At 68.6% G+C, this 20,429-nt stretch carries 17 protein-coding genes; 5 read left to right on the forward strand and 12 right to left on the reverse strand.

The window, feature by feature from the left end; all coding sequences use genetic code 11:
* The first annotated feature begins 49 nt into the window (after positions 1 to 49).
* Both CQ034_RS16910 and CQ034_RS16915 read left to right on the forward strand, forming a co-directional pair.
* On the forward strand, positions 50 to 1,498 hold the full coding sequence (locus CQ034_RS16910) for a sugar porter family MFS transporter (protein WP_181156359.1): 1,449 nt from the start codon (positions 50 to 52) through the stop codon (positions 1,496 to 1,498).
* Positions 1,499 to 1,507: 9 nt separating this feature from the next.
* Positions 1,508 to 1,843 carry a hypothetical protein gene (locus CQ034_RS16915; RefSeq protein WP_017829903.1) on the forward strand — a complete coding sequence of 112 codons (336 nt, stop codon included), beginning with the start codon at positions 1,508 to 1,510 and terminating at the stop codon, positions 1,841 to 1,843.
* A 63-nt stretch (positions 1,844 to 1,906) separates the two neighbouring features.
* On the opposite strand, the gene trxA is transcribed toward CQ034_RS16915, so the two are convergent.
* The 4 genes from trxA to CQ034_RS16935 all read right to left on the reverse strand — a co-directional run bounded on the left by trxA (position 1,907) and on the right by CQ034_RS16935 (position 7,175).
* Positions 1,907 to 2,230 carry a thioredoxin gene (trxA, locus tag CQ034_RS16920; protein ID WP_021201395.1) on the reverse strand — a complete coding sequence of 108 codons (324 nt, stop codon included), beginning with the start codon at positions 2,228 to 2,230 and terminating at the stop codon, positions 1,907 to 1,909.
* A gap of 66 nt (positions 2,231 to 2,296) precedes the next feature.
* A complete protein-coding gene (trxB, locus tag CQ034_RS16925) occupies positions 2,297 to 3,271 on the reverse strand; it encodes a thioredoxin-disulfide reductase (protein ID WP_105711979.1) in 975 nt (324 codons plus the stop codon).
* A gap of 117 nt (positions 3,272 to 3,388) precedes the next feature.
* Positions 3,389 to 5,005: a murein biosynthesis integral membrane protein MurJ gene (murJ, locus tag CQ034_RS16930; protein ID WP_105711980.1), complete on the reverse strand. Its 1,617-nt coding sequence runs from the start codon at positions 5,003 to 5,005 to the stop codon at positions 3,389 to 3,391.
* A complete protein-coding gene (locus CQ034_RS16935; protein WP_105711981.1) occupies positions 4,998 to 7,175 on the reverse strand; it encodes a DUF6049 family protein in 2,178 nt (725 codons plus the stop codon). Before CQ034_RS16935 ends, murJ begins: the two co-directional genes overlap by 8 nt.
* 97 nt (positions 7,176 to 7,272) lie before the next feature.
* On the opposite strand from CQ034_RS16935, the gene CQ034_RS16940 reads away from it, so the two are divergent.
* From CQ034_RS16940 to CQ034_RS16950, 3 genes are all read left to right on the forward strand, one after another.
* Positions 7,273 to 8,784 (forward strand): methyltransferase, encoded by a 1,512-nt coding sequence (locus CQ034_RS16940; RefSeq protein WP_105711982.1) that lies wholly within the window; start codon positions 7,273 to 7,275, stop codon positions 8,782 to 8,784.
* Positions 8,785 to 8,812: 28 nt separating this feature from the next.
* Entirely contained in the window at positions 8,813 to 9,868 is a 1,056-nt protein-coding gene (locus CQ034_RS16945; RefSeq protein ID WP_105711983.1) for an LLM class flavin-dependent oxidoreductase, read from the forward strand.
* A gap of 81 nt (positions 9,869 to 9,949) precedes the next feature.
* Positions 9,950 to 11,908, forward strand: coding sequence for a collagen binding domain-containing protein (locus CQ034_RS16950; protein ID WP_105711984.1), 1,959 nt, complete (start codon positions 9,950 to 9,952; stop codon positions 11,906 to 11,908).
* Between the two features lie 76 nt (positions 11,909 to 11,984).
* On the opposite strand, the gene CQ034_RS16955 is transcribed toward CQ034_RS16950, so the two are convergent.
* The 8 genes from CQ034_RS16955 to CQ034_RS16990 all read right to left on the reverse strand — a co-directional run bounded on the left by CQ034_RS16955 (position 11,985) and on the right by CQ034_RS16990 (position 20,349).
* Positions 11,985 to 13,748: an alkaline phosphatase family protein gene (locus tag CQ034_RS16955; protein ID WP_105711985.1), complete on the reverse strand. Its 1,764-nt coding sequence runs from the start codon at positions 13,746 to 13,748 to the stop codon at positions 11,985 to 11,987.
* Between the two features lie 97 nt (positions 13,749 to 13,845).
* Positions 13,846 to 14,889 carry an ABC transporter ATP-binding protein gene (locus CQ034_RS16960; RefSeq protein ID WP_105711986.1) on the reverse strand — a complete coding sequence of 348 codons (1,044 nt, stop codon included), beginning with the start codon at positions 14,887 to 14,889 and terminating at the stop codon, positions 13,846 to 13,848.
* Positions 14,889 to 15,689: an ABC transporter permease gene (locus CQ034_RS16965; RefSeq protein ID WP_029264224.1), complete on the reverse strand. Its 801-nt coding sequence runs from the start codon at positions 15,687 to 15,689 to the stop codon at positions 14,889 to 14,891. The genes CQ034_RS16960 and CQ034_RS16965 overlap by 1 nt, the downstream gene beginning before the upstream one ends.
* 2 nt (positions 15,690 to 15,691) lie before the next feature.
* Positions 15,692 to 16,519 carry an ABC transporter permease gene (locus CQ034_RS16970; RefSeq protein ID WP_029264225.1) on the reverse strand — a complete coding sequence of 276 codons (828 nt, stop codon included), beginning with the start codon at positions 16,517 to 16,519 and terminating at the stop codon, positions 15,692 to 15,694.
* Positions 16,516 to 17,595: a polyamine ABC transporter substrate-binding protein gene (locus tag CQ034_RS16975; RefSeq protein ID WP_029264226.1), complete on the reverse strand. Its 1,080-nt coding sequence runs from the start codon at positions 17,593 to 17,595 to the stop codon at positions 16,516 to 16,518. Before CQ034_RS16975 ends, CQ034_RS16970 begins: the two co-directional genes overlap by 4 nt.
* Before the next feature lie 41 nt (positions 17,596 to 17,636).
* Positions 17,637 to 18,107, reverse strand: a complete 471-nt coding sequence (locus tag CQ034_RS16980; RefSeq protein ID WP_017829890.1) for a DUF3830 family protein — start codon at positions 18,105 to 18,107, stop codon at positions 17,637 to 17,639.
* The gene (locus tag CQ034_RS19630; RefSeq protein ID WP_181156360.1) at positions 18,104 to 18,862 is read right to left on the reverse strand and encodes a gamma-glutamyl-gamma-aminobutyrate hydrolase family protein; all 759 of its coding nucleotides are present in this window, start codon (positions 18,860 to 18,862) and stop codon (positions 18,104 to 18,106) included. The genes CQ034_RS16980 and CQ034_RS19630 overlap by 4 nt, the downstream gene beginning before the upstream one ends.
* On the reverse strand, positions 18,859 to 20,349 hold the full coding sequence (locus CQ034_RS16990) for an aldehyde dehydrogenase family protein (RefSeq protein ID WP_105711987.1): 1,491 nt from the start codon (positions 20,347 to 20,349) through the stop codon (positions 18,859 to 18,861). The genes CQ034_RS19630 and CQ034_RS16990 overlap by 4 nt, the downstream gene beginning before the upstream one ends.
* Positions 20,350 to 20,429: the final 80 nt, after the last annotated feature.

The following is a 20,429-nucleotide window of genomic DNA, read 5'->3' on the forward strand; positions in this document are numbered from 1 at the left end:
CGCCCTTCATCTAGACTCGCGTCATCTCGACGTCGAGGGGGAGTCAGTCATGTCCAGAGCAACAGGTCCAGCTGCCATCAAACGCCGTGTGATCGCGGTGAGCATCGCGGCGGCGTTGGGTGGTTTCCTCTTCGGATTCGACACGGCCGTGATCAACGGAGCGGTCGACGCTCTCGCCGGTGACGTCTCCGGGTTCGACCTCGGCACCGCACTGAAGGGCTTCGCCGTCTCGTCGGCCCTCATCGGCTGCGCCGTGGGTGCCTGGTTCGCGGGACCGGTGTCCAACAAGTACGGCCGTATCCCCGTGATGGTGGTCGCCGCGGCGATGTTCTTCATCTCGGCGATCGGATCCGGACTCGCGTTCGGTGTCATCGATCTGATCGTCTGGCGCGTGATCGGTGGTCTCGGCGTCGGGGCGGCATCGGTCATCGCCCCCGCCTACATCGCGGAGGTCTCGCCGGCCGCCGTGCGCGGGCGCCTCGGCTCCCTGCAGCAGCTCGCGATCGTGACCGGTATCTTCGCGGCTCTCCTCTCCGATGCGCTGCTCGCCAACCTCGCGGGAGCGGCCGACCAGCCGCTCTGGGGGCTCACGGCCTGGCGATGGATGTTCATGGTCGCCGCGATCCCCGCCCTCGTCTACGGGCTCATGTCGCTGCGTCTGCCGGAATCGCCGCGGTATCTGGTGCGCAAGGGAGAGTTGGAGCGGGCCGCGAAGGTTCTGGAGACCGTCACGGGGACCATCGACACCGATGCGAAGATCAAGGAGATCACCGGGACGATCAACACCGAGCGCTCCGAGTCTCTGCGAGACCTTCGGGGCAACAGGTTCGGACTGAAGCCGATCGTCTGGATCGGCATCCTGCTCTCGGTGTTCCAGCAGTTCGTCGGCATCAATGTGATCTTCTACTACTCGACGACCCTGTGGCAGTCGGTCGGATTCGATGAGTCGAGCGCCCTGCTCACCTCCGTCATCACCTCGGTGACGAACATCGTCGTGACGATCGTGGCGATCCTGCTGGTCGACAGGATCGGGCGGCGCATCATGCTCCTCGTGGGTTCCGTCGGTATGACGGTGACGCTGGGACTGATGGCGGTCGCGTTCTCGTTCGGCACGCTCGACGCTCAGGGGACGGCGACGCTTCCGGACCCGTGGGCGACCGTCGCCCTGATCTGCGCGAACGGCTTCGTGGTCTTCTTCGGCGCCAGCTGGGGTCCGCTGGTTTGGGTGCTGCTGGGCGAGATCTTCCCGAACTCCATCCGCGCCGGTGCTCTCGCGGTGGCTGCGGCAGCACAGTGGGTCGCGAACTTCTTCATCTCGACCACGTTCCCGGCCTTCGCCGAGATCGGACTCACGTTCGCCTACGGCTTCTACGCGTTCTTCGCCCTCCTGTCGTTCTTCTTCGTGTTCTTCAAGGTTCCCGAGACCAAGGGCAAGGAGCTCGAGGAGATGACCGAGAACATGAAGGTCGTGCGACGCGGGGGTCCGCAGCAGACGTAGGCTGGATGTATGACCGAGTCCGTACAGCGCCGCGCCAGCCTGGAAGTGCTGCGCGCGGAGGCGGCAGACGAGCTCGCGGTCCTCATCCAGGAGCGACTCCTCGGCGGGGAGGACCCCTGGGAGTTCATGGAGGAGCTGCCGAGCGTCGACGAGCTGGTCGTCTACCTCCTGCGCGCCGACAACATCAACGCGAACGACGGAGTGCGCCCGAACGCCGCTCGGCACTACCGTGTGCTGCGTCAGATCGCCCTCGAGTACCCCGAGCTCACCTCGGCCGTCTGGGGGCTTCTCGACGAGAAGCAGCGCCACCGACGCTGGGACCCCAGCGTCGCAGACGCCTCCTGACCGCCTGCGGACACGAAAAAGGCCGCCACCCCCGGGGGATGGCGGCCTTTCGACGTCAGAGGATCAGCCGATGAATGCGGCGAGGTCCTTCTCGAGCGCGAACTTCGGCTTCGCACCGATGATGGTCGTCTTGACCTCACCACCGTGGAAGACCTTCATCGCCGGGATCGACGTGATCTGATACTTCATCGCCAGCTCGGGGTTCTCGTCGACGTTGAGCTTGAGGATGGTGATCTTGTCGGGGTTGTCGGCCTGGATCTCGTCCAGAACCGGCGCGACCATGCGACACGGACCACACCACTCAGCCCAGAAGTCCACCAGCACCGGACCGTCGGCCTGCAGAACGTCCTGCTCCCAGGTCGCCTGGCTCGTAGCCTTTGCACTCATCAGAGTTCTCCTTGATTGGGGTTCGCCTGCTACAACAGCAGACGAGCGAAAAGTGTTCCCGCCGCCTCAGGCGACGATGATCTCGGCAGCCTCTGCGGCCGGAACCTCGACCGAGGCATCCTCGAGATCCGCGAGGAAGTGCTCCGCATCCAGGGCCGCGATCGTTCCGGTGCCGGCAGCCGTGATGGCCTGGCGGTAGGTCGGGTCGATCACGTCGCCGGCGGCGAACACACCGGGAACCGAGGTCTTCGACGAGCGGCCGTCGACCCAGATGGTGCCCTCGGGCGTCAGCTCGAGCTTGTCGTGCACGAGGTGCGTGCGCGGGTCGTTGCCGATCGCGATGAAGAGTCCGTCGATGGGAAGGTCGCTGAGCGTGCCGTCGACCGTGTTGCGCAGCTGCACACCGGAGACGGAATCGCCACCGAGGACCTCGGCGACCTCGCTGTTCCACACGAACTCGATCTTCTCGTTCGCGAAGGCGCGCTCCTGCATGATCTTCGAGGCCCGCAGGGTGTCCTTGCGGTGGATCACGTAGACCTTGGAGGCGAAACGGGTGAGGAACGTGGCCTCTTCCATCGCGGAGTCGCCGCCGCCGACGACGGCGATCGTCTTCTCGCGGAAGAAGAAACCGTCGCAGGTGGCGCACCAGGAGACGCCGTAGCCGGAGAGACGCTCCTCGCCGGCGATGTCGAGCTTGCGGTAGGCCGAGCCGGTCGCGTAGATCAGCGACTGGGTCTCGTGCACCGCACCGGAGCCGAGCGTGACCGTCTTGACGGGGCCGGCGAGGTCGAGCTCAGTGACGTCGTCGTACAGGACCTCGGTGCCGAACTTCTCGGCCTGCTCCTGGAACTTCGCCATCAGCTCGGGACCCTGGATGCCCTCGGGGAAGCCCGGGTAGTTCTCGACCTCGGTGGTGTTCATGAGCTCGCCGCCGACCTCGACCGAACTCGCGATGAGCAGCGGCTTGAGGTTGGCCCTGGCCGCGTAGATGGCAGCCGTGAATCCGGCGGGGCCGGAGCCGATGATGATGACCTGACGCATGTGCTCTCCGTCTTAGAAACTGCGGTCGAATGACCTTCGACTGCTTCAACCCATGGTAACCGCGGGGCATTCCCTCCGCAGTGTGCGCCACCGGGCTGGGAGACGCCTCCGCGCGGATCAGCGGCCGGGCAGGAAACGACGCACGAGGCCGCCGGCCGCCTTGAGCTCGGGGGCGCGCATGAGGGCGAGGATCGCGACGTAGACGACCACGACCGTGAGGCCGATGATCGCGGTCGCGAGGGTCGCCGGGATGACACCGGACGTCGCCCACCCTGAGGGGCCGCCGAGGAGCAGATACACGCCCCAGCCGGCGAAGCCGGCAGGGACTCCCGCCACGGCGAATCGCAGGATGGCGAGCATCCAGGACCCCACCCCGAGCCCACCGATCTTCCGGTGCAGCAGCCAGGTGGCGACGACCGTCTGCAGGGTGCTTGCGATGGACTGACCGAGGGCGACGGCTGCGGCGAGCTGGGTCAGCGGGATCACGTCTGCGGCGAGGAGCCCGGCCGCGGCCAGAGCGGTGATCACGATGAGCACGCACTGGAAGATCGTGAACCAGAACGGCGTTCGGGTGTCGTCGTAGGCGTAGAACGTGCGCTGGACGATGAAGAGGATCGTCAGCGGAATCAGGCTGATCAGGTAACAGAGCAGCACCAGGGCAGCGCCCTGCGCATCGGGCGCGCTCTCTGTGAAGACGCGCGAGGCGGGAATCGCGGCGGCGGCTACGGCCGCCACTGCGGCGACGATGAAGAACAGGAGGGTGCGGATGCTGCGGGAGATGTCTCCGCGCACCTCGTCGTGACGACCGGCTGCCGCATGCTCGCTGATCTGCGTGAAGTACGGCGTCCCGATCGAGAGCACGATGACCGAGTACGGCAGCATGAAGATCAGCCAGGCATTGCCGGTGACCGCGAGCGAGGCACCCGATTCGGAGGCGGCGCTGACGATCCGTCCCTGAAGGATCCCTGCCGCGAGCGATGCGAACGCCATGAGGAAAGTCCAGCCGGCGAGCTTTCCGACACCACCCAATCCGACGCCGCGCCAGTGGAAGTCCGGGCGGAGTGCGAGACCGGTGCGCCGCCAGAACAGCAGGAGCACGAGGGCCTGGATGGCGATGCCGAGGGTCGCGGTCCCGCCGAGTGCGGCGATCATGTCCGGCGTCCAGTCCGCAGCGCTTCGGGACACGGGCGAGAACACCCATCCCAGCAGGAGGAAGCCGATGATCGAGACGATGTTGTTGACGACGGGGGCCCACGTGAACGGGCCGAAGATGCGGCGGGCATTCAGTGCTTCGCCGAGGAGCGCGTAGAGGCCGTAGAAGAGGATCTGTGGAAGACACCAGTACGCGAGAGCCGTCGCGAGCGCCTGGGTGGCGGAAGGGAGGCCACCCGCGACGAGCTGGATCAACCAAGGAGCGGCGATCGTCGCGACAGCGGTGACGGCGACGAGCACGACGGTGCCGAGGGTGAAGAGCTTCGAGATGAACGCGTTGCCGCCGTCCGCATCCGCGGCGGCCTTCACGATCTGCGGCACGATCACGGCCGTGAGGATGCCGACCGAGATGAGCGAGAAGACGCTATTGGGCAGTGTGTTCGCGGCGGCGAACGCGTCGGCGGGACCCGACTTGTACGAGCCGATGACGCCGACGAGGACGATGCTGCGCAGCAGGCCGGTGAGGCGGGAGACGAGAGTGCCGGCGCCGATGACGGCGCTCGCGCGGCCGAGGCTACTCACGCGTGTCTTCTGTCGTGGTGGCGTCCGGGCGGGCTTCCACGGCTTCCTCTTCCTCCAGGGCTTCGATCTGCGCTTCGACTGCTGATTCCTCGACTGCCTCACGCCGCTTGCGACGCACGGTGCGGATCACACCGAGCGCGATCAGCAGCACGATGATGCCGCCCAGGACGACGAGTCCGATCGTCTCCCACTCCGCACGCACCGCGACCCTGAGCGTCTGATCACCCTGGATCTGCACGCCCGTGGGGCTGTAGAGACTGAGTCGGAGGTCGACCTCGCCGCTGCCCACGCGAGCCGACACCGGAACCTTGATGCGTGTCGTGGACTGGGCCTGCACGATCGTCTCGTCCGGGGACCTGACCTCGAGGCGCGGATCCGTCGGCGAGACGAAGAGCTGCACCGTCACAGGCCACGGAAGGTCGTTGCGCACCGCGATCGGCAGATCGGCGTTCGCCGTGAGCAGCTGGATCGTGCTGGACGGGGGGATGTTGACCGCGTCGAGCGTGGCGCTCGTCTGTGCTTGATGATCCGCGAAACCCTCGGCGAACGCGGCGGCCGATGTTCCGACCGACAGCGTGCGCAGGATCCGGATGCGTTCGGGGCTGAGCAGCACCTGGGGGTCGGCGAGGATCGACGAGAACGCGGTGAGCCGAGACTCATCGGCGAGGAGTGTCGTCACGGCGGCGGATCGCGCAGCATCCGGTTCCCCGGTGACCGTGACCGGAACGGGCGCCGCTGCCCGGAGCGTCGCGAGCTCGAACCCGGTCGAGTCGGCGGCGGTGATCGCGTCGCGCAGCGCGTCGGAGGAGCGGTTCTCGTCCCGGTCCAGGCCGATGAGCAGGGGAGCGGTGGGGGCGGCACGCTGTGCCAGCTGGAGGAGGGCGGCCGCCTCGGCGAGAAGTCGCTGACGGTCGGCGGGATTCCGCGCCGCCGCCACCCGCGAGAGCACGTCGGAGGTCGCGGCGTCCGTGACCAGGAGGTCGTTGCCGCCGGCTGTCGCATGAGCCGTGCTCTGTCCGCCGACCGCCGTCGAGGAGACGATCGTCGTGGTGTCGGCGCCCACGTAGCCGGCGAAGGCGGTCAGGTCGGCGGAGGTGGGGGTCTGCGGCCACAGGATGTGCGGCAGAGCGCCGTCGATCGCCGTGAGTTCGTCATCGCTGGGGAGTGCCGGAGACTCCGTGGCGCTCGGGGTCGGACCGGGTGTCGCATCAGGCGCGTCGGTCGGTGCGGCCGTTGCCGGGACTCCCGGGAAGTTCGCGGGATCGAGCAATGGGGTGAGAGCCCGGGGCTGCAGCAGCTCAGGCAGACCCGCCTGCGCCTGCGCCGTCGCATCCGCATCACCGAACTGCAGCGCGAAACGCGCGTTCGGGAGGTTGTCGAGTCGTGTCAGCCAGTCGCGGGCGGTCTCCGGGGCGGCGGTGCCGAGCGCCCGGATCGCGGCGGGGATGGACGGGTCGATGGCCAGCACGGCGGTCGTCCCGGCGACGCCGTCGAGCTGTGCGGTCAGGGCTCCTTCGGGAGCGGTGAGCTCCGAGAGCTCGGCGGCCGTCAGCAGTGCGCCGCCTTCCGGCGTCGCCGTGACGGGAACGAGCACCCCGACCTGCGCGGTCTGGGGGGCGGCGATCACCAGCACACTCGTCGCGGTCGCATCCACGGCCTCGGCGTCTGCGGCATCGCCGGTCGAGGCAGTGAGTTCCGCGCGCAACGGGTAGACGCCGGGCGCGAGGTTGCCCAGGGTCGCCTCGGACACGAAGATCGTGGTCGTCGCCGACGCACCGCCATCGATCGGGTCGGTGTCTTCGGCGCCGATGGAGGCGAAGGCCCCTGTCGCCTCGCCGTCGTCGAGCCAGGTGGAGACGGCCGCAGCATCGGTGAGCGGGGTGCGATTGAGTTCGACCTCGACCTGACCCGTGGTGAGTGCCGCGTCAGTGGCGTTCTCCACGGTGACGATCGCCGACGTGGACGACCCCGGTGCGACGAGCCCGCGAAGACCGGCCGAGACATGCAGCTCGACGTTCTTTTCGTCGTCGGATTGCGCCTGATCGGCGGCGACCGCGGCGCTCGGTGCGACGAACGCACAGCCGCTCACTGCGATCGCGAGAACAGCGGTCGCTCCTGCGAGCCGTCGCAGGCGCGCACGGAGGCCGATGTCGGGGGTGATCGCGGTCATGAAGGTCTTCCTCGAACGCCCGGGAAGAGGCTGCTCGTGAGTACTGACCTAGTGATTCTAGGAGGCTCTGCGAAAGAGAACCCTGAAGACGCGTAGAGTGACGGCCGTGTCCGACACCCCCGCACCGGTCCCCGACCCTCTCCGCACGGCCGCGCTCGCCGCGGATCTCGACGCTGCGGACCTCCGCTCCGAGCCGCTGCGGCGCCTGTGGGGTGAGGAGGCGGACGACGCACTCGCCCGCGGGATGCGGGAGCCGATCCTGAGGGCCATCGACGGTGACTCCGGAACGCTCGCCACGCTCGGGCGTCTGCTCGTGCTCGGAATGCCACAGCCGCGTGCCCACGTCATCGACGCGTTGCCGCGGCTCGGAGTGGACGGACTCGTGGCGCTCGGTCTCGCCGAGGCGGACGCCGACACGGTGACGCCGACGGCCCTGCTGCGACCGCAGTCGTTCGTCGACGCCGACGGGGTGGGGGAATGGTGGATCGCGAGCGATCTCGATGAGGTCGCCCTCGACGCCCCGTTGCCCGCCGACCACGTGCTCGGTGTCGGCGGGGCATCGCGCACGCTCGCCGAGACCATCGTCCCGATCGAAGTGGAGCGCGCGCTCGACCTGGGCACCGGATGCGGCATCCAGGCGCTCCTCGTCGCACGACGCGCCGGCACGGTCGTCGCGACCGACATCTCGACCCGTGCCCTCGCGTTCGCCGAAATCAACGCCCACCTCAACGGGGTGACGAACATCGAGTTCCGCCACGGCAGCATGTTCGAGCCGGTGGCGGGGGAGGCGTTCGACCTGATCGTCTCGAATCCTCCGTTCGTGATCACCCCGCGCGTCGAGGGAGTGCCCGCATACGAATACCGTGACGGCGGACTCGTGGGAGATGCGCTGGTGGAGCAGTTCATCCGCAGCGCCCCTGCCCACCTGACCCGGAACGGCATCGCGCAGCTGCTCGGCAACTGGGAGTCGAAGGCCGCGATCACCGGGCTCGCACGTCTCGAAGCCTGGGTGCCGGCCGAGCTCGACCTGTGGGTGATCGAGCGGGAGGAACTCTCGCCTCTGGGCTACGCGGAACTGTGGATCCGCGATGGGGGGACCACGCCGCGCGACCCCGGTTTCACGCCGCTGCTGACCGCATGGCTCGACGACTTCGCCGCCCGTGGAGTGACCTCGATCGGCTTCGGCTACGTGCTGATGCGTCGGGGCACCTCGGGCGAACCACTGCGGCGAACTGAGCGCATCGCCCAGCCCGTCGCGAACGTCGGGGCCGCCTTGGCGACGGGCCTCGCGGCGCAGGATGTGCTCGCCGAAGGGCTGCCGGCCACCCTGGTGGTCGCTGCCGACGTCACCGAGGCGCGGCATCTGATGCCGGGTGACGATGACCCGAGCGTGATCGAGCTGCGTCAGGGCGGCGGCTTCGGTCGCACGATCTCTGTCGACCCTGCTCTCGCCGGTTTCGTCGGCGCCTGCGACGGAGAACTCACCGTGGTGCAGATCGCGGCCGCGCTGGCGGACCTCTTCGAGGTGCCGCTCGCCGACCTGTGGGCCGACCTCGAGCCCCGCATCCGCTCCCTCATCCTCGACGGCATCCTGCTGCCGGGGGAATAGTCCTCAGATTCATGCGTTGGAATAGATCATGAAGGCTTTCGGATTCCTCTCTTTCGGTCACTACGCCGACGTGCCCGGCTCGGCGACCCGCACCGCGGGCGACATGTTGAAGCAGACGATCGAGATCGCCGAAGGAGCCGACGAGATCGGTGTGAACGGCGCCTCGGTGCGCGTGCACCACTGGGCACGTCAGGCCGCCTCCCCGATGCCGCTGCTGTCGGCGATGGCCGCGCGCACGAAGCGCATCGAAGTCGGTACCGGCGTGATCGACATGCGCTACGAGAACCCCTTCCAGTTCGCCGAAGAGGCGGCCGCCCTCGACTTCATCGCCGACGGCAGGATCGCGCTCGGCGTGAGCCGTGGTTCACCCGAGACGGCGCTGCGCGGCTATGAGACGTTCGGCTACGTCGACGAGGAGGACCCGGAGCGCGGCAGCGTGCTCGCGCGGGAGAAGTTCGACCTGTTCCTGCGGGCGATCGACGGAGAGGGCCTCGCTCCGGGCGACCCGCGCATGGTGGGTGCCGGTCGGTACCTCGCGATCGAGCCGCAATCGCCGACCCTCCGCGACCACATCTGGTGGGGCTCGGGTTCGCGCGCCACGGCTGAGGAGACGGGACGCAAGGGGCTCAACATGATGAGTTCCACCCTCGTGACCGAGGCGACCGGTCAGCCGTTCCACGAGCTGCAGCGGGAGCAGATCGAACTGTTCCGCTCCGCATACAAGGAGGCGGGGCACACCGGCCGCCCGCGGGTCTCGGTCAGCCGCAGCGTCTTCCCGCTCGTCTCCGACATGGACCGGGCCTACTTCGGCCTGCGCAGCGAGGAGAACGCCGACCAGATCGGTGTGATCGACGGCTTCCGCTCGACGTTCGGCAAGACCTACGCCGCCGAGCCGGACGTGCTCATCGCGCAGCTGAAGCAGGACGAGGCCGTGATGGCGGCCGACACCCTTCTGCTCACCATCCCGAACCAGCTCGGCCCGGAGTACAACCTGCACGTGCTGGAGGCGTTCGCGACGCACGTCGCACCGGCGCTCGGCTGGAAGCCCAACACGGAGGGACCCGTCCAGGGCGACGCCGTCTGACGCGGCGCCCGCCCGCTGGCCGGCACCCCGTATCGAGGAATTCACTTTCGGACCGCACCGGTATATCAGTACGCTGACCGCATGCGTGCCTCTCGCAGAGCGACCATCGCCGGAACCATCGTCCTCATCGCGGTGCTCGTCGGCGCCCTCCCGGCTTCGGCCGCGACCGTCGCCTCCTGGGCGACCTGGCAGCCGCTCGTCGGCGTCGGCGGGGCATTCACGACATCGGTTGAGGTGGCCGCGCAGCCGGCGATCAGCGCGACCGTCTCCAGTGATTCACGGGGTGGCGCGCAGATCGGCGTCATCAGCGGGGCCTCGACCTGGCTCTCGGAGGGCACCGCGATCGGTGCGAAGTACGGTTCCAGCAGGAACCAGCCCTACCTGAACCTGCGCCCCCGGGCCGACAACGCCACGAGCCCCTCGACCACGACGTACTCCTTCGCGACGCCGACCCCGACCTCGGGATGGGCCTTCGCAGTGGGGGACATCGACGCGGACTCGGTGCGCATCCAGGCCGTCGCCCCCGACGGACACGTGCTGGATGCGACGGAGATCGGTCTGCGGGACCGGTTCAACTACTGCGCGGAAGGAATCGTCGGCAAGCCGTCGTGCACCGGTGCGGCCGATGATGTGCCGAGTTGGGATGCGACGACTCTCACCCTCACCGGCAACGCGGCGGCCGCGGACACCAGCGGCGCGGCGGCCTGGTTCGAGCCGAGCACCCCGATCAGCTCCCTCAGCCTGATCTTCACCCGTCGCTCGGGTCTTCCCGTGTACCAGACCTGGTTCGCGTCGATCGCGCAGGACATCACGGGCACCGTCACCGACACGGGGGCGCCGACGCCCGGCGTGACCCTCACGCTGACGGACGCGAACGGCACAGTCGTGGGGACCACGACGACCGCGGCAGACGGCACGTACTCGTTCCCCGGGTTCGTCGCCGCTGACGGTTACACCGTGCGCGTGACCCCGCCTGCGGGCAAGATCTCGACCGGGCCGACCACGGTCGCCGTGAACCTCAGCGGCGGGGACGCCGTCGCCGACTTCGGGCTGCGCGACATCGTGCCCGTCGCGGTCTCCGGAACCGTGACCGACACCACCGGTGCTGCGGTCCCCGGTGCGACCGTGACGATCGACGGCCAGACCACGACGACGGATGCCGACGGGAACTACCTGTTCGACCAGGTGCCCGTCGGGACGCATCCCGTGTCGATCACGACCCCGCCCGGCTACACCGTGGCCACTCAGCCGCCGCCGGTCACCGTTCCAGCGGGCAGCGAGGTGCCGATCACGGACGTGGACTTCGTGGTCGCCGAGAACGCCGACCTGCGCGGCACGGTGCGCGCCAACGGATCGGGCGTGGCCGGCGTCACCGTGACCGCGATCGCTCCCGGCGGGGCGACCCTCACACGGGTGACGGATGCGTCGGGGGCGTACTCGTTCCCCCGACTCGCTGCCGGTGACTACACGATCACGATGACGACGCCCGCGGGATTCGTCGCGACGTCTCCGGCCACGCGGAACGAGCAGGTGGCCGCGGTCGACGTGGAGAACGTGGACTTCGAGCTGGCGCGCCTCGGCGCGATCGACGGCACCGTGCGCGATGACGACGGTGCCCCCGTCGCGGGCGTGGTGGTGACACTCACCGGACCGGGCGCGCCGCAGCAGCTCACGTCCGACGCGGACGGCACGTTCGGGCTCGGCGCCCTGCCGCCCGGCGCCTACACCCTCACGGTTGTGCCCCCGACGGGCACGAGCGTCGTCGGCTCGGCGACGCGCACGGTCGTGATCACCGCCGCCGGCGACGTGATCGCCGAGCAGGACTTCACGCTCGCCGCCGATGCCGTCGTCGTGCCGCCGGACCCGACCGACCCGCCGGACCCGAGCACTCCGCCGACCAGTGGGGGCAACGGGACCGACCCGCTTCCCGCGACAGGACTCGGGCCCGAGACGCTCGCCTGGGCGGCCGGCGGTGCGGCCGTTCTCGTGCTCGGCGCGACACTCCTGATCCTCGGCCGCCGGCGCTCCGCGCGGAAGTAGCCCGGGCGGAGAGTCGCACCCGCGTCGCACAGTCCCCCGGGAATCGTGCGACCGCGGGCGAAGACTGCGACCGTGGTCAGCTGCTCTTCGGCGGGCCGAAGAGCTCCTCGCCGTGCTCGTGGAGCAGCTTGTACGCGTCGGCGAAGGTCTCCGGCTCCTTCTCGCCGGGTTTGCCGTACCGGGCCAGAAGCAGCCCGAGCAGCCCGCGTGCCGGCGGCGTCAGGGGCTTGAGGTGCTCCTTCACGTCGGGTTGCGGCACCGCCTCCTCCGGGTTCGGCGGCGTGTAGGAGGGCTTCGTCGTGGGCCAGTCGGCCGGATGCCGGGGCTGATCCAGGTTCACGACGTTGAACAGTGTGTTGGCCGAGGCGTCGCGGTCGTTGAGCGGCTTCAGACCGTGCAGACGCGAGAGCGTCGCCGTGACCGAGCCGTGGTGCATCTCGTCGTGGACGATGGTGCCGCGCTTCGTGTACGCCGACACCGCGATGGCCGGGACGCGGCATCCGAGTCGATCGAAGGTGAACCCCATCTCGCCCGCTCCGGTGTCCTTCGTCGGCTTCGTCGCCGCGGGCGGCGGCACGTGGTCGTAGCATCCGCCGTGTTCGTCGAAAGTGATCAGCAGCAGGGTGTTGACGGCGTTCGACCCCGTCGGCGAGGCGCTCGTGCGCACCGCCTCGTAGATCTCGTGGATCAGCAGATCACCGGCGCGCACGTCGGAGATCGCGCTGTCGAAGACTTCTTCGCCCTCGACGAAGCCCTCCCGGGGTGAGCCGAACGGCGGGTGGAAGTCGTTGTGGTCGTAGACCATCCGCGGCTCGATGAAGGCATACGCGGGGAGCTTGCCGTCCTTCACATCGGCGTAGAAGTCCTCCATCGTGCCGAAGTGGTCCGTGCGCCAGTACTTCTCCAGCACCGGGGCATGCAGCATGCCGGTGAAGGAGACGAGCTGGAGCTTGTCGATGTAGATCTTCCAGTCGAGCTTCTTCTCCTCGAGCCGGTTGAACACCGTCGGGGCGGCCGGTGCATCGATCCACTTGTCGTAGCCGCCGCCGGCCTGGTTCGTCACGAAGCCGTGCGACGTCGAGGCGTGGAAGAAGGAGCGATTGCAGAACGTCTGCGACGGGACGCCGGCGTACCAGTGGTCGAACACCGCGAACTCGGCGGCGAGCGTCGACAGCACCGGCAGCATCGCGGGAGAGAAGGAGCCCATGATGTGCTTCGCCTCGTCGACGCTCGGCTCCTTGCCCTTGCGCAGCCGACGGAAGTTGATGATGTAGTCCTGGAGGAACCCCGACATCGAGGCCTTCTCGCCGTTCGTCGGGGCGTTGTAGGGCGCCTCCATCTGGTCGACGAAGAGCTCGGCATTCGACTTCGGATCCACCGTTCCGAAGATCTGGGTGTTGACGTGCGGATACTCCTCACCCGGATCGGGATCGGGGTGGCTCATGATGCGATCGGTCTCGCCCTCGTAGACGTGCGCCTCGACCACGGTGCCGTCGGATGCCTTGTTGCTGTGCGTGCCGAACGCCAGGCCCTCGAACTTCTCACCCGCAGGCAGGTTCTCCTTCGAGTAGAGATACCCGAGGAGATTGTCGAACGAACGGTTCTCGCCCATCACGACCACGACGTGGTCGAACCCCGGCTCACTGCGCGGGGTCAGCGCGGCGTACGGGTCCGGATCGTCGGCGAAGCCGTCGCGCGCGCCCGCCGCGACGGATGCTCCGATGGCAGCGCCACCCGCGCCACCGACGACCGCGCCGGCGAGGGCCGCCCCGCCGATCTTGAAGAAGCCTCGGCGGGAGGTATCGGGTGCGGGGGAGGACTGCACGTCATCGTCGGCCATGCCGCGATCCTATGGCCGCGGCGTCTCATCGCCGGGGGATGCCGCGGAACTACTCCTGGTGAAGAGGCGTCGGGTCGGTGATCGAGGGTCCGGGCCTTCAGGCGGCGGCGATCCAGAGCAGGGCGCCGTCGCGCCAGCCGAGACCGGCGGTGCCTTCGGGGATCGGATCCTCGTGCCGGGGGCGCACGACTCTCATCCGCTTGCCGGCGAGCTCGACGATGTAGACGATGTCGGCCCCGCGATAGACGTGGGCGATGACGTCGACGCTCACCGGGGCGTCCGCGCCGACGGTCGGGGACAGGTGCAGGTCCTCCTGACGGAGCACCACCTCTCCGCCGCCGTCCGGGCCCGCACCGGTCAACGGCATCTGGATCCCGGTCCCGTCGAGGGTCGCGACAGCGCCCGAGCGGGTCGCCGGAAGGAGGTTCGCCGCCCCGATGAAGTCGGCGGCGAACGGGGTGCGCGGTGCGCCGTAGAGCTCGGCCGGTGCACCCTCCTGCTCGATCACACCGCCGTTCATGAGGACGATCCGGTCGGAGAGGCTCATCGCCTCCTCCTGGTCGTGCGTCACGAACACGGTGGTGAGCCCGAGGGTGCGGTGCAGTTCCTTCAGCTCGACCTGCATGTCTTCACGCAGCCGGGCGTCGAGGTTCGACAGCGGCTCGTCGAGCAGGAGCACGCGGGGCTCGAAGGCGATGGCGCGGGCGAGAGCGACGCGCTGCTGCTGACCGCCCGACAGCTGCGCCGGCATCCGATCGGCGAGGTGTCCCATCTGCACGCGCTCCAGAGCCCGCACGGCCAGCTCCTTCTGCTCGGCCTTCGACTTCTCACCCGACATCCGCAGACCGAAGCGCACGTTTTCGACGACGCTCATGTGCGGGAAGAGCGCGTAGCTCTGGAACATCATGCCCAGGTGCCGCTTCTCGGGCGGCAGCTTCGTCACATCCTGACCCGCGATCTCGATCGTGCCGCCGCTGGGCGACTCGAGACCCGCGATGCAGCGCAGGAGTGTCGTCTTGCCGCAGCCCGAGGGACCGAGGAGGGAGACGAATTCGCCGGACTGCATCGAGAGGTCGATGCCCTTGAGCACCTTCGTCCCCTTGAAGTCCTTGGTGAGTGAGGTGATGGTGAGTGTTGTCATCAGACGAACAACCTTCCCAGGCCGATGATGCGTTCGAGCACGATCATGAGGACGACGGTGAGCAGGACCATGAGAGTCGAGACGGCCGCCACGGTGGGCGACGTGCTGAACTCCAGCTGGCCGTAGATGGCGATGGGGAGCGTCTCGAGCTGCGGGGTGCGCAGGAAGAGGGCGATGACCGCATCGTCGAACGAGATGTTGAAGGCGAAGAAGGCGCCGGCCGCGATGCCGGGGCGGGCGATCGGGAGCACGACGAGCCGGTAGCGATTCCAGGTGCTGGCACCGAGAGTGCGCGCCGCCTCCTCGGTGAAGTGGTCGGCGCGGGTCATCACGCCGGTCACGGTGCGCATCACGTAGGGGATCGCGATGACGATGTGGATCGCGATCAGCACGCCCACGTTGGGTGACCCGATCGTGAGCGACGCGATGGACAGGGCGCCGATGGCGAGGATGATCGTGGGGATCGTCAGTGGCGACATCAACAGCGCCTGGATCGCCGCACCGCCGGGAACCTTGAAGCGGGTGAGAGCGAGGGCGGCTGCGGTGCCGATCGCGGCCGCGAGGATCGCGACGGTGATGCCGACGAGCAGACTCAGGCGGAACGGCTCGAGGTACGTGTCGGAGGTGAGCGCCTCGACGTACCAGTCGAGTGTGAAGCCCTGCCCGGGGAACGTCAGGAAGCGGTTCTCGCCGACCGAGGCACCGGCGACGACCATGAGCGGCACGAGCATGTACAGCGTCACGACGACGCCGAGGACGATCGCGAGGATCCTGCCGAGGATCGGAACGGAACGGACCATGGTCACACCTTCTGCTTCCCGAGCCGGGACGTCGCTGCGAGCACGAGCATGACCCCGGCGAACAGCAGCACGGCCTGCGCGGCCGCGAACGACCAGTCGAGGTTGGTGGTCGCGTCGACGTAGATGGTCTGCGCGAATACGGGGATCTGGGCTCCGCCGATGAAGCGGGGGGTGATGAACGAGCTCACCGACAGGACGAACACGAGCGAGGCACCGGCGACGATGCCGGGTACCGCGAGGGGGAGGACGACGTGTCGCAGCGTGCGCCAGAATCCGGCGCCGAGGGTGCGGGATGCCTCTTCGAGCTGCGGGGTGATGCCGGAGATGACGCCGAGGATGCTGAGCACCGCGAAGGGGAGGAGCACCTGCACCATCGCGATCACGACGCCGGTCTCGGTGCCGAGGAAGCCCTGGGTGCCGCCGACGAGGAACTCCGCGCCGGGGATCTGCATCATCAGCCCGGAGGGTCCCATCAGGACGACCCAGCCGAACGTGCGGACCACGACGCTCGTCATGAGCGGGAGGATCACGACGATCAGGAGGAAGGAGCGCACCTTCGATCCGGCTCGGGCCATCACATAGGAGAGGGGGATGGCGATCACGAGGGTGATCACCGTCTGGATCACCCCCAGGCGGAGCGAACGCAGCGCCGCCTGGAGGTGATATTCACTCGTGAACAACCGGGTGAAGTTGTCGAGGGTGAACCCGCCTGCCGACGATTGCACGCTCATGAGGAGCATGCCGGCCACCGGCGTGACGAAGGCGAGCGCGAGCAGTGCGATCGCCGGCAGGAGCAGGAGCCAGGGCTCCCTACGGGTTCGGACGCTCATTTGGTGATCAGCGCATTCCACTCGTCGGTCCAGGACTGACGGTCGGCGGCGATGTCGCCGGGCGCGTAGACCACGACCGTGTCGAGCTCGTCACCGGTGAGGACCGCATCCGCCGCGTCGTCCGAGAGCTCCGCCTTGGTGTTGACCGGCGAGTACCGCATGTTCTCCGCGAAGACGGCCTGCGCTTCGGGGCGCAGCTCGAAGTCGATGAAGAGCTTCGCGAGGTCGGGGTTGTCCCGGCCCTCGACGACGTTCGCCGTGATGAGGGAGGCGGTGGCGCCCTCCTCGGGGACGATGAACTCGACCGGAAGACCTGCGTCCTGCAGGGTGCCGGCGTAGTCCATCGCGTACGGAGCGATCCACGTGTCGCGCTGGGCGAACGCGGTCTGCAGGTCGGGCGACGTCGGGACCACGATCGCGTCGCCGGCCGAGGCGAGTGCCCCGAGGTCGGCGATGGCCTTCGAGGGGTCGTCGATTCCGCCGCCGAGAGCATCGGCGACGCGGAGCATCGAGAGCACACCGTACGTGTTCGAGAAGTCCGTGAGGGCGACGTGACCGGCGTACGCGTCGTCGAACAGGTCGAGCCACGAGGTGGGCGCCGGAGCATCCGCCTCGGTGTTGTAGACGAGTCCGATCGGCGCCAGCTGGATGACGGGGCCTTCGCCCCGCTCGAGGCCTGCGGTCGCGAGGTCGATCAGGTCACCGGACTCGGACAGGTCGTCGGCCGCGATCGGGGCGATGAGCCCGTCCTGAGCGGCCGTGAACTCCTGGCCGCCCGAGAAGTGCACGACATCGATCTGGGGGCTCGCCTTCTGGGCGGTGACCTGTGCGAGGGCGTCGGCGCTGTACAGCGTGATCAGCTCGACCTTGGCACCGGTCTCCTCCTCGAAGGGATCGACGACGGCCTCGATGAAGGCCTTCTCCCAGTCGCCGCCGAACGAGGTGACGACGATGGTCTCGCCGGCGAACTCCTTGTCGCCGGAGGATGCGGTGTCGTCACCGGATGCACAGCCGGCGAGGACGAGGGCGCCGGTGGCGACGAGCGCCCCGGTGGTGAGGATTCTTCGGGTATTCATGCACTGCTCCTTCGGGATGGGTCCAGCACTGAGTGAACGCCTTAGACCAGGCGTCCGATGGTGAGCTGCTTCGCTCCGTCGATGCGGATCGCGGCGCTCTCCTTGGCGAATTCCGCGAGTCCTTCGGTGATGCCGCCCCAGATGTTGACGGGTGTCCATCCGAGCGGGCCGAGAGTACGGGCACCACGATCGTAGAAGACTCCGATCTCGTACCACTCGAACGGCAGGCCGCCCATCTGCATCGGACGCTGCCAGTACCACTGCAGGTCACCCGGTGCGGGCACGACCTGCTGGTTCTCGAACGGCACCTTCTCGGGGTCGAAGTTCTGGGCCTCTTCGGGAAGGCCGACCATGACCTCGGGTCCGGCGTACATCGCGTGCATGGCCTGCATGGTGACCGGCTTCTCCAGCGCACCCCACATGGCTTCGCAGGTGCGAGGGGCGAGGTCCTCGAACAGGGTGGCGACGGCGCGGACGCCGTTCTCGTACTCGAGGAAGACCTGCTTGGTCATCGTGTTCCTTTCTCTGCAGCGGGGTGTTCCGCTGCGCGTTCACGGGCGGCCGAGACGAACGCCGCGAACAGCGGCATCTCCTCTGCGGCCTCATCGGGGGCGATCATCTTCTCGGGGTGCCACTGCACCGCCCAGAAGGGCCAGTCGTCGTCGGCCTCGACGGCTTCGACGATGCCGTCCGGAGCCCAGGCGACCGGATGGAGGCCGGGCGCGGTGACGTCGATCGACTGGTGGTGGATGGTGTTCACGACGCGGTTCCGCGTGCCGTAGAGCGCCGCGAGACGGCTGCCTTCGGCGAGCGTGATCGGATGCCGTGCCGCCAGCTGCTGGTCGGCGCCGCGCACGGGCTGGTGGTCAGCGGTCGTCGGGATGTCGACGATCAGCGATCCTCCGAAGGCGACGTTGCTGACCTGGAGGCCGCGGCAGATCGCCAGCACCGGCAGACCGCGTTCACGGGCTCCGCGGGCGAGCGCGAGTTCGTAGCCGTCGCGCGAGGGGTCGTAGTTCTTGCCCTCCTGCGGCGCGGCGCCGTAGCGCGAGGGGTGCACGTCTTCTCCGCCGGAGAGGACGAGCCCGTCCAGACGGTCGAGCACCTCGTCGACGCCGGCGGTCGGTGGCAGCAGCACCACGGCGCCGCCGGCGGCCTCTACGGGTGCCGCGTACTCGGTGCCCAGGCTGTGCGCCGGACGGCCGCTGCCGAGGTCGGTGTCGATGAACCGGCGCCAGGTGGTGATGCCGATGAACGGGCGGGTCACGAGAGCTCGATCCAGGTGGTCTTCAGGTCGGTGAACTTCTCCAGGGCGTGCAGGCTCTTGTCGCGGCCGAAACCCGATCCCTTGACGCCGCCGAAGGGGATCGTCATGTCGCCCTCCTCGAAGCAGTTGACCCAGACGACTCCGGCGCGCAGGCGCCGCGACAGGGTGTGCACGGCGTTGAGGTCGGTGCTCCAGAGGGCGGCGGCCAGACCGAACTCGGTGCCGTTCGCGATCGCGAGCGCGTCCTCCACGTCGTCGTACGCGATGACGGAGAGCACAGGACCGAAGACCTCGCGCTGGGCGACCTCGTGTTCGGGGGTGACGCCGAGCACGACCGGGGCGAAGTAGCTGCCGCCGTTGACGGCCCGGAACCGCTCGGCACTGCCGGCGGCGAGTTCGCCGCCCTCGGCCTGGGCGCGCTCGACGAATCCGGCGATCCCCGCGAGTTGCCGCTCGCTGACGATTGCGCCCATCGAGGTGGCGACGTCGAACGGGTCGGCGGGGAGGCTCGTGCGCGCGACCTCGGCCGCGATCTCCAGCGCGCGGTCGCGCTGAGCCCGCGGCACCAGCAGGCGGGAGGATGCCGTGCACATCTGCCCCTGGTTGTAGAAGCAGCCGTCGGCGGTGGCGCGCACGGCCCGTTCCAGGTCGGCATCCGGCAGCACCAGGCTCGCGGTCTTGCCGCCGAGCTCGGGCCAGACGCGTTTGCCGTTGGACGCGGCCGAGTAGCCGAGGAACTTCCGGCCGACCTCGGGCGAGCCGGTGAAGGTGACCACGTCGACGTCGGGGTGTTCGCCGAGTGCGCGGCCGGCGACCTGGCCGGTGCCGGGCGTGACGTTGAGGACGCCGGCGGGGATCCCGGCCTCGACCGCGAGCTCGGCGAGACGCAGCGCGGAGAAGGTGGTGTGCTCGGCGGGCTTGAGCACGACGCTGTTGCCGACCGCGAGGGCGGGGGCGAGCTTCCACGCGGTCATCGTCAGCGGGAAGTTCCACGGCACGACGGCGGCGACCACTCCGGCCGGCTCGCGGGTCACGAGGGCGAGGCTGTTCGGCGCGGTGACCGGCATCTCGTCGAGCACCTTGTCGGCGGCCTCGCCGTACCAGCGGAAGCAGTTCACGACCGCGCGCAGCTCGGTCTGCAGCGCCTCGCGGATGGGCTTGCCCATCTCGAGCGAGATCGTGAGGGCGAGCTCCTCGGCGTTGTCGTGGATCTTCTGCGCGAAGGCGATGAGCAGCTGGCCGCGCTCACGGGGCGCGATGCGCGACCAGACGCCGGAGTCGAAAGCGGCGCGGGCCGAGCGGACGGCCCGGTCGACGTCACCGGCAGAGGCGGCCGTGATCGGCGGGAGCGCACGACCGTCTCGCGGGCTCACGGGAGTCAGAGGCTCGGCCGAGCCCGCCTCCCACGCGCCGTCGATGAACATGCGCGTGTGCAGGGGCAGCGTCGCCGCGCGATCCGCCCAGTCGTCTCCAGTAGCCGTGAACACGATCGTCCTCTCCAGGGGTGATGGCCCTGGAGAGGATACTCGCCCTATTTCGCCACTAGGTCAAGCCATTGAGAACGATC

It is taken from the genome of Microbacterium sp. MYb45 (assembly GCF_002979655.1).
In the GTDB taxonomy this organism is placed as follows: domain Bacteria; phylum Actinomycetota; class Actinomycetes; order Actinomycetales; family Microbacteriaceae; genus Microbacterium.

Coding starts and splice junctions, on each gene's coding strand:
- trxB (WP_105711979.1), bottom strand. CDS start 3,271: ATGCGTCAGGTCATCATCATCGGCTCCGGCCCCGCCGGATTCACGGCT.
- CQ034_RS16935 (WP_105711981.1), bottom strand. CDS start 7,175: ATGACCGCGATCACCCCCGACATCGGCCTCCGTGCGCGCCTGCGACGG.
- CQ034_RS16960 (WP_105711986.1), bottom strand. CDS start 14,889: ATGACAACACTCACCATCACCTCACTCACCAAGGACTTCAAGGGGACG.
- CQ034_RS16970 (WP_029264225.1), bottom strand. CDS start 16,519: ATGAGCGTCCGAACCCGTAGGGAGCCCTGGCTCCTGCTCCTGCCGGCG.
- CQ034_RS16945 (WP_105711983.1), top strand. CDS start 8,813: ATGAAGGCTTTCGGATTCCTCTCTTTCGGTCACTACGCCGACGTGCCC.
- CQ034_RS16975 (WP_029264226.1), bottom strand. CDS start 17,595: ATGAATACCCGAAGAATCCTCACCACCGGGGCGCTCGTCGCCACCGGC.
- CQ034_RS16950 (WP_105711984.1), top strand. CDS start 9,950: ATGCGTGCCTCTCGCAGAGCGACCATCGCCGGAACCATCGTCCTCATC.
- CQ034_RS16965 (WP_029264224.1), bottom strand. CDS start 15,689: ATGGTCCGTTCCGTTCCGATCCTCGGCAGGATCCTCGCGATCGTCCTC.
- CQ034_RS16915 (WP_017829903.1), top strand. CDS start 1,508: ATGACCGAGTCCGTACAGCGCCGCGCCAGCCTGGAAGTGCTGCGCGCG.
- CQ034_RS16980 (WP_017829890.1), bottom strand. CDS start 18,107: ATGACCAAGCAGGTCTTCCTCGAGTACGAGAACGGCGTCCGCGCCGTC.
- CQ034_RS16910 (WP_181156359.1), top strand. CDS start 50: ATGTCCAGAGCAACAGGTCCAGCTGCCATCAAACGCCGTGTGATCGCG.
- CQ034_RS16955 (WP_105711985.1), bottom strand. CDS start 13,748: ATGGCCGACGATGACGTGCAGTCCTCCCCCGCACCCGATACCTCCCGC.
- trxA (WP_021201395.1), bottom strand. CDS start 2,230: ATGAGTGCAAAGGCTACGAGCCAGGCGACCTGGGAGCAGGACGTTCTG.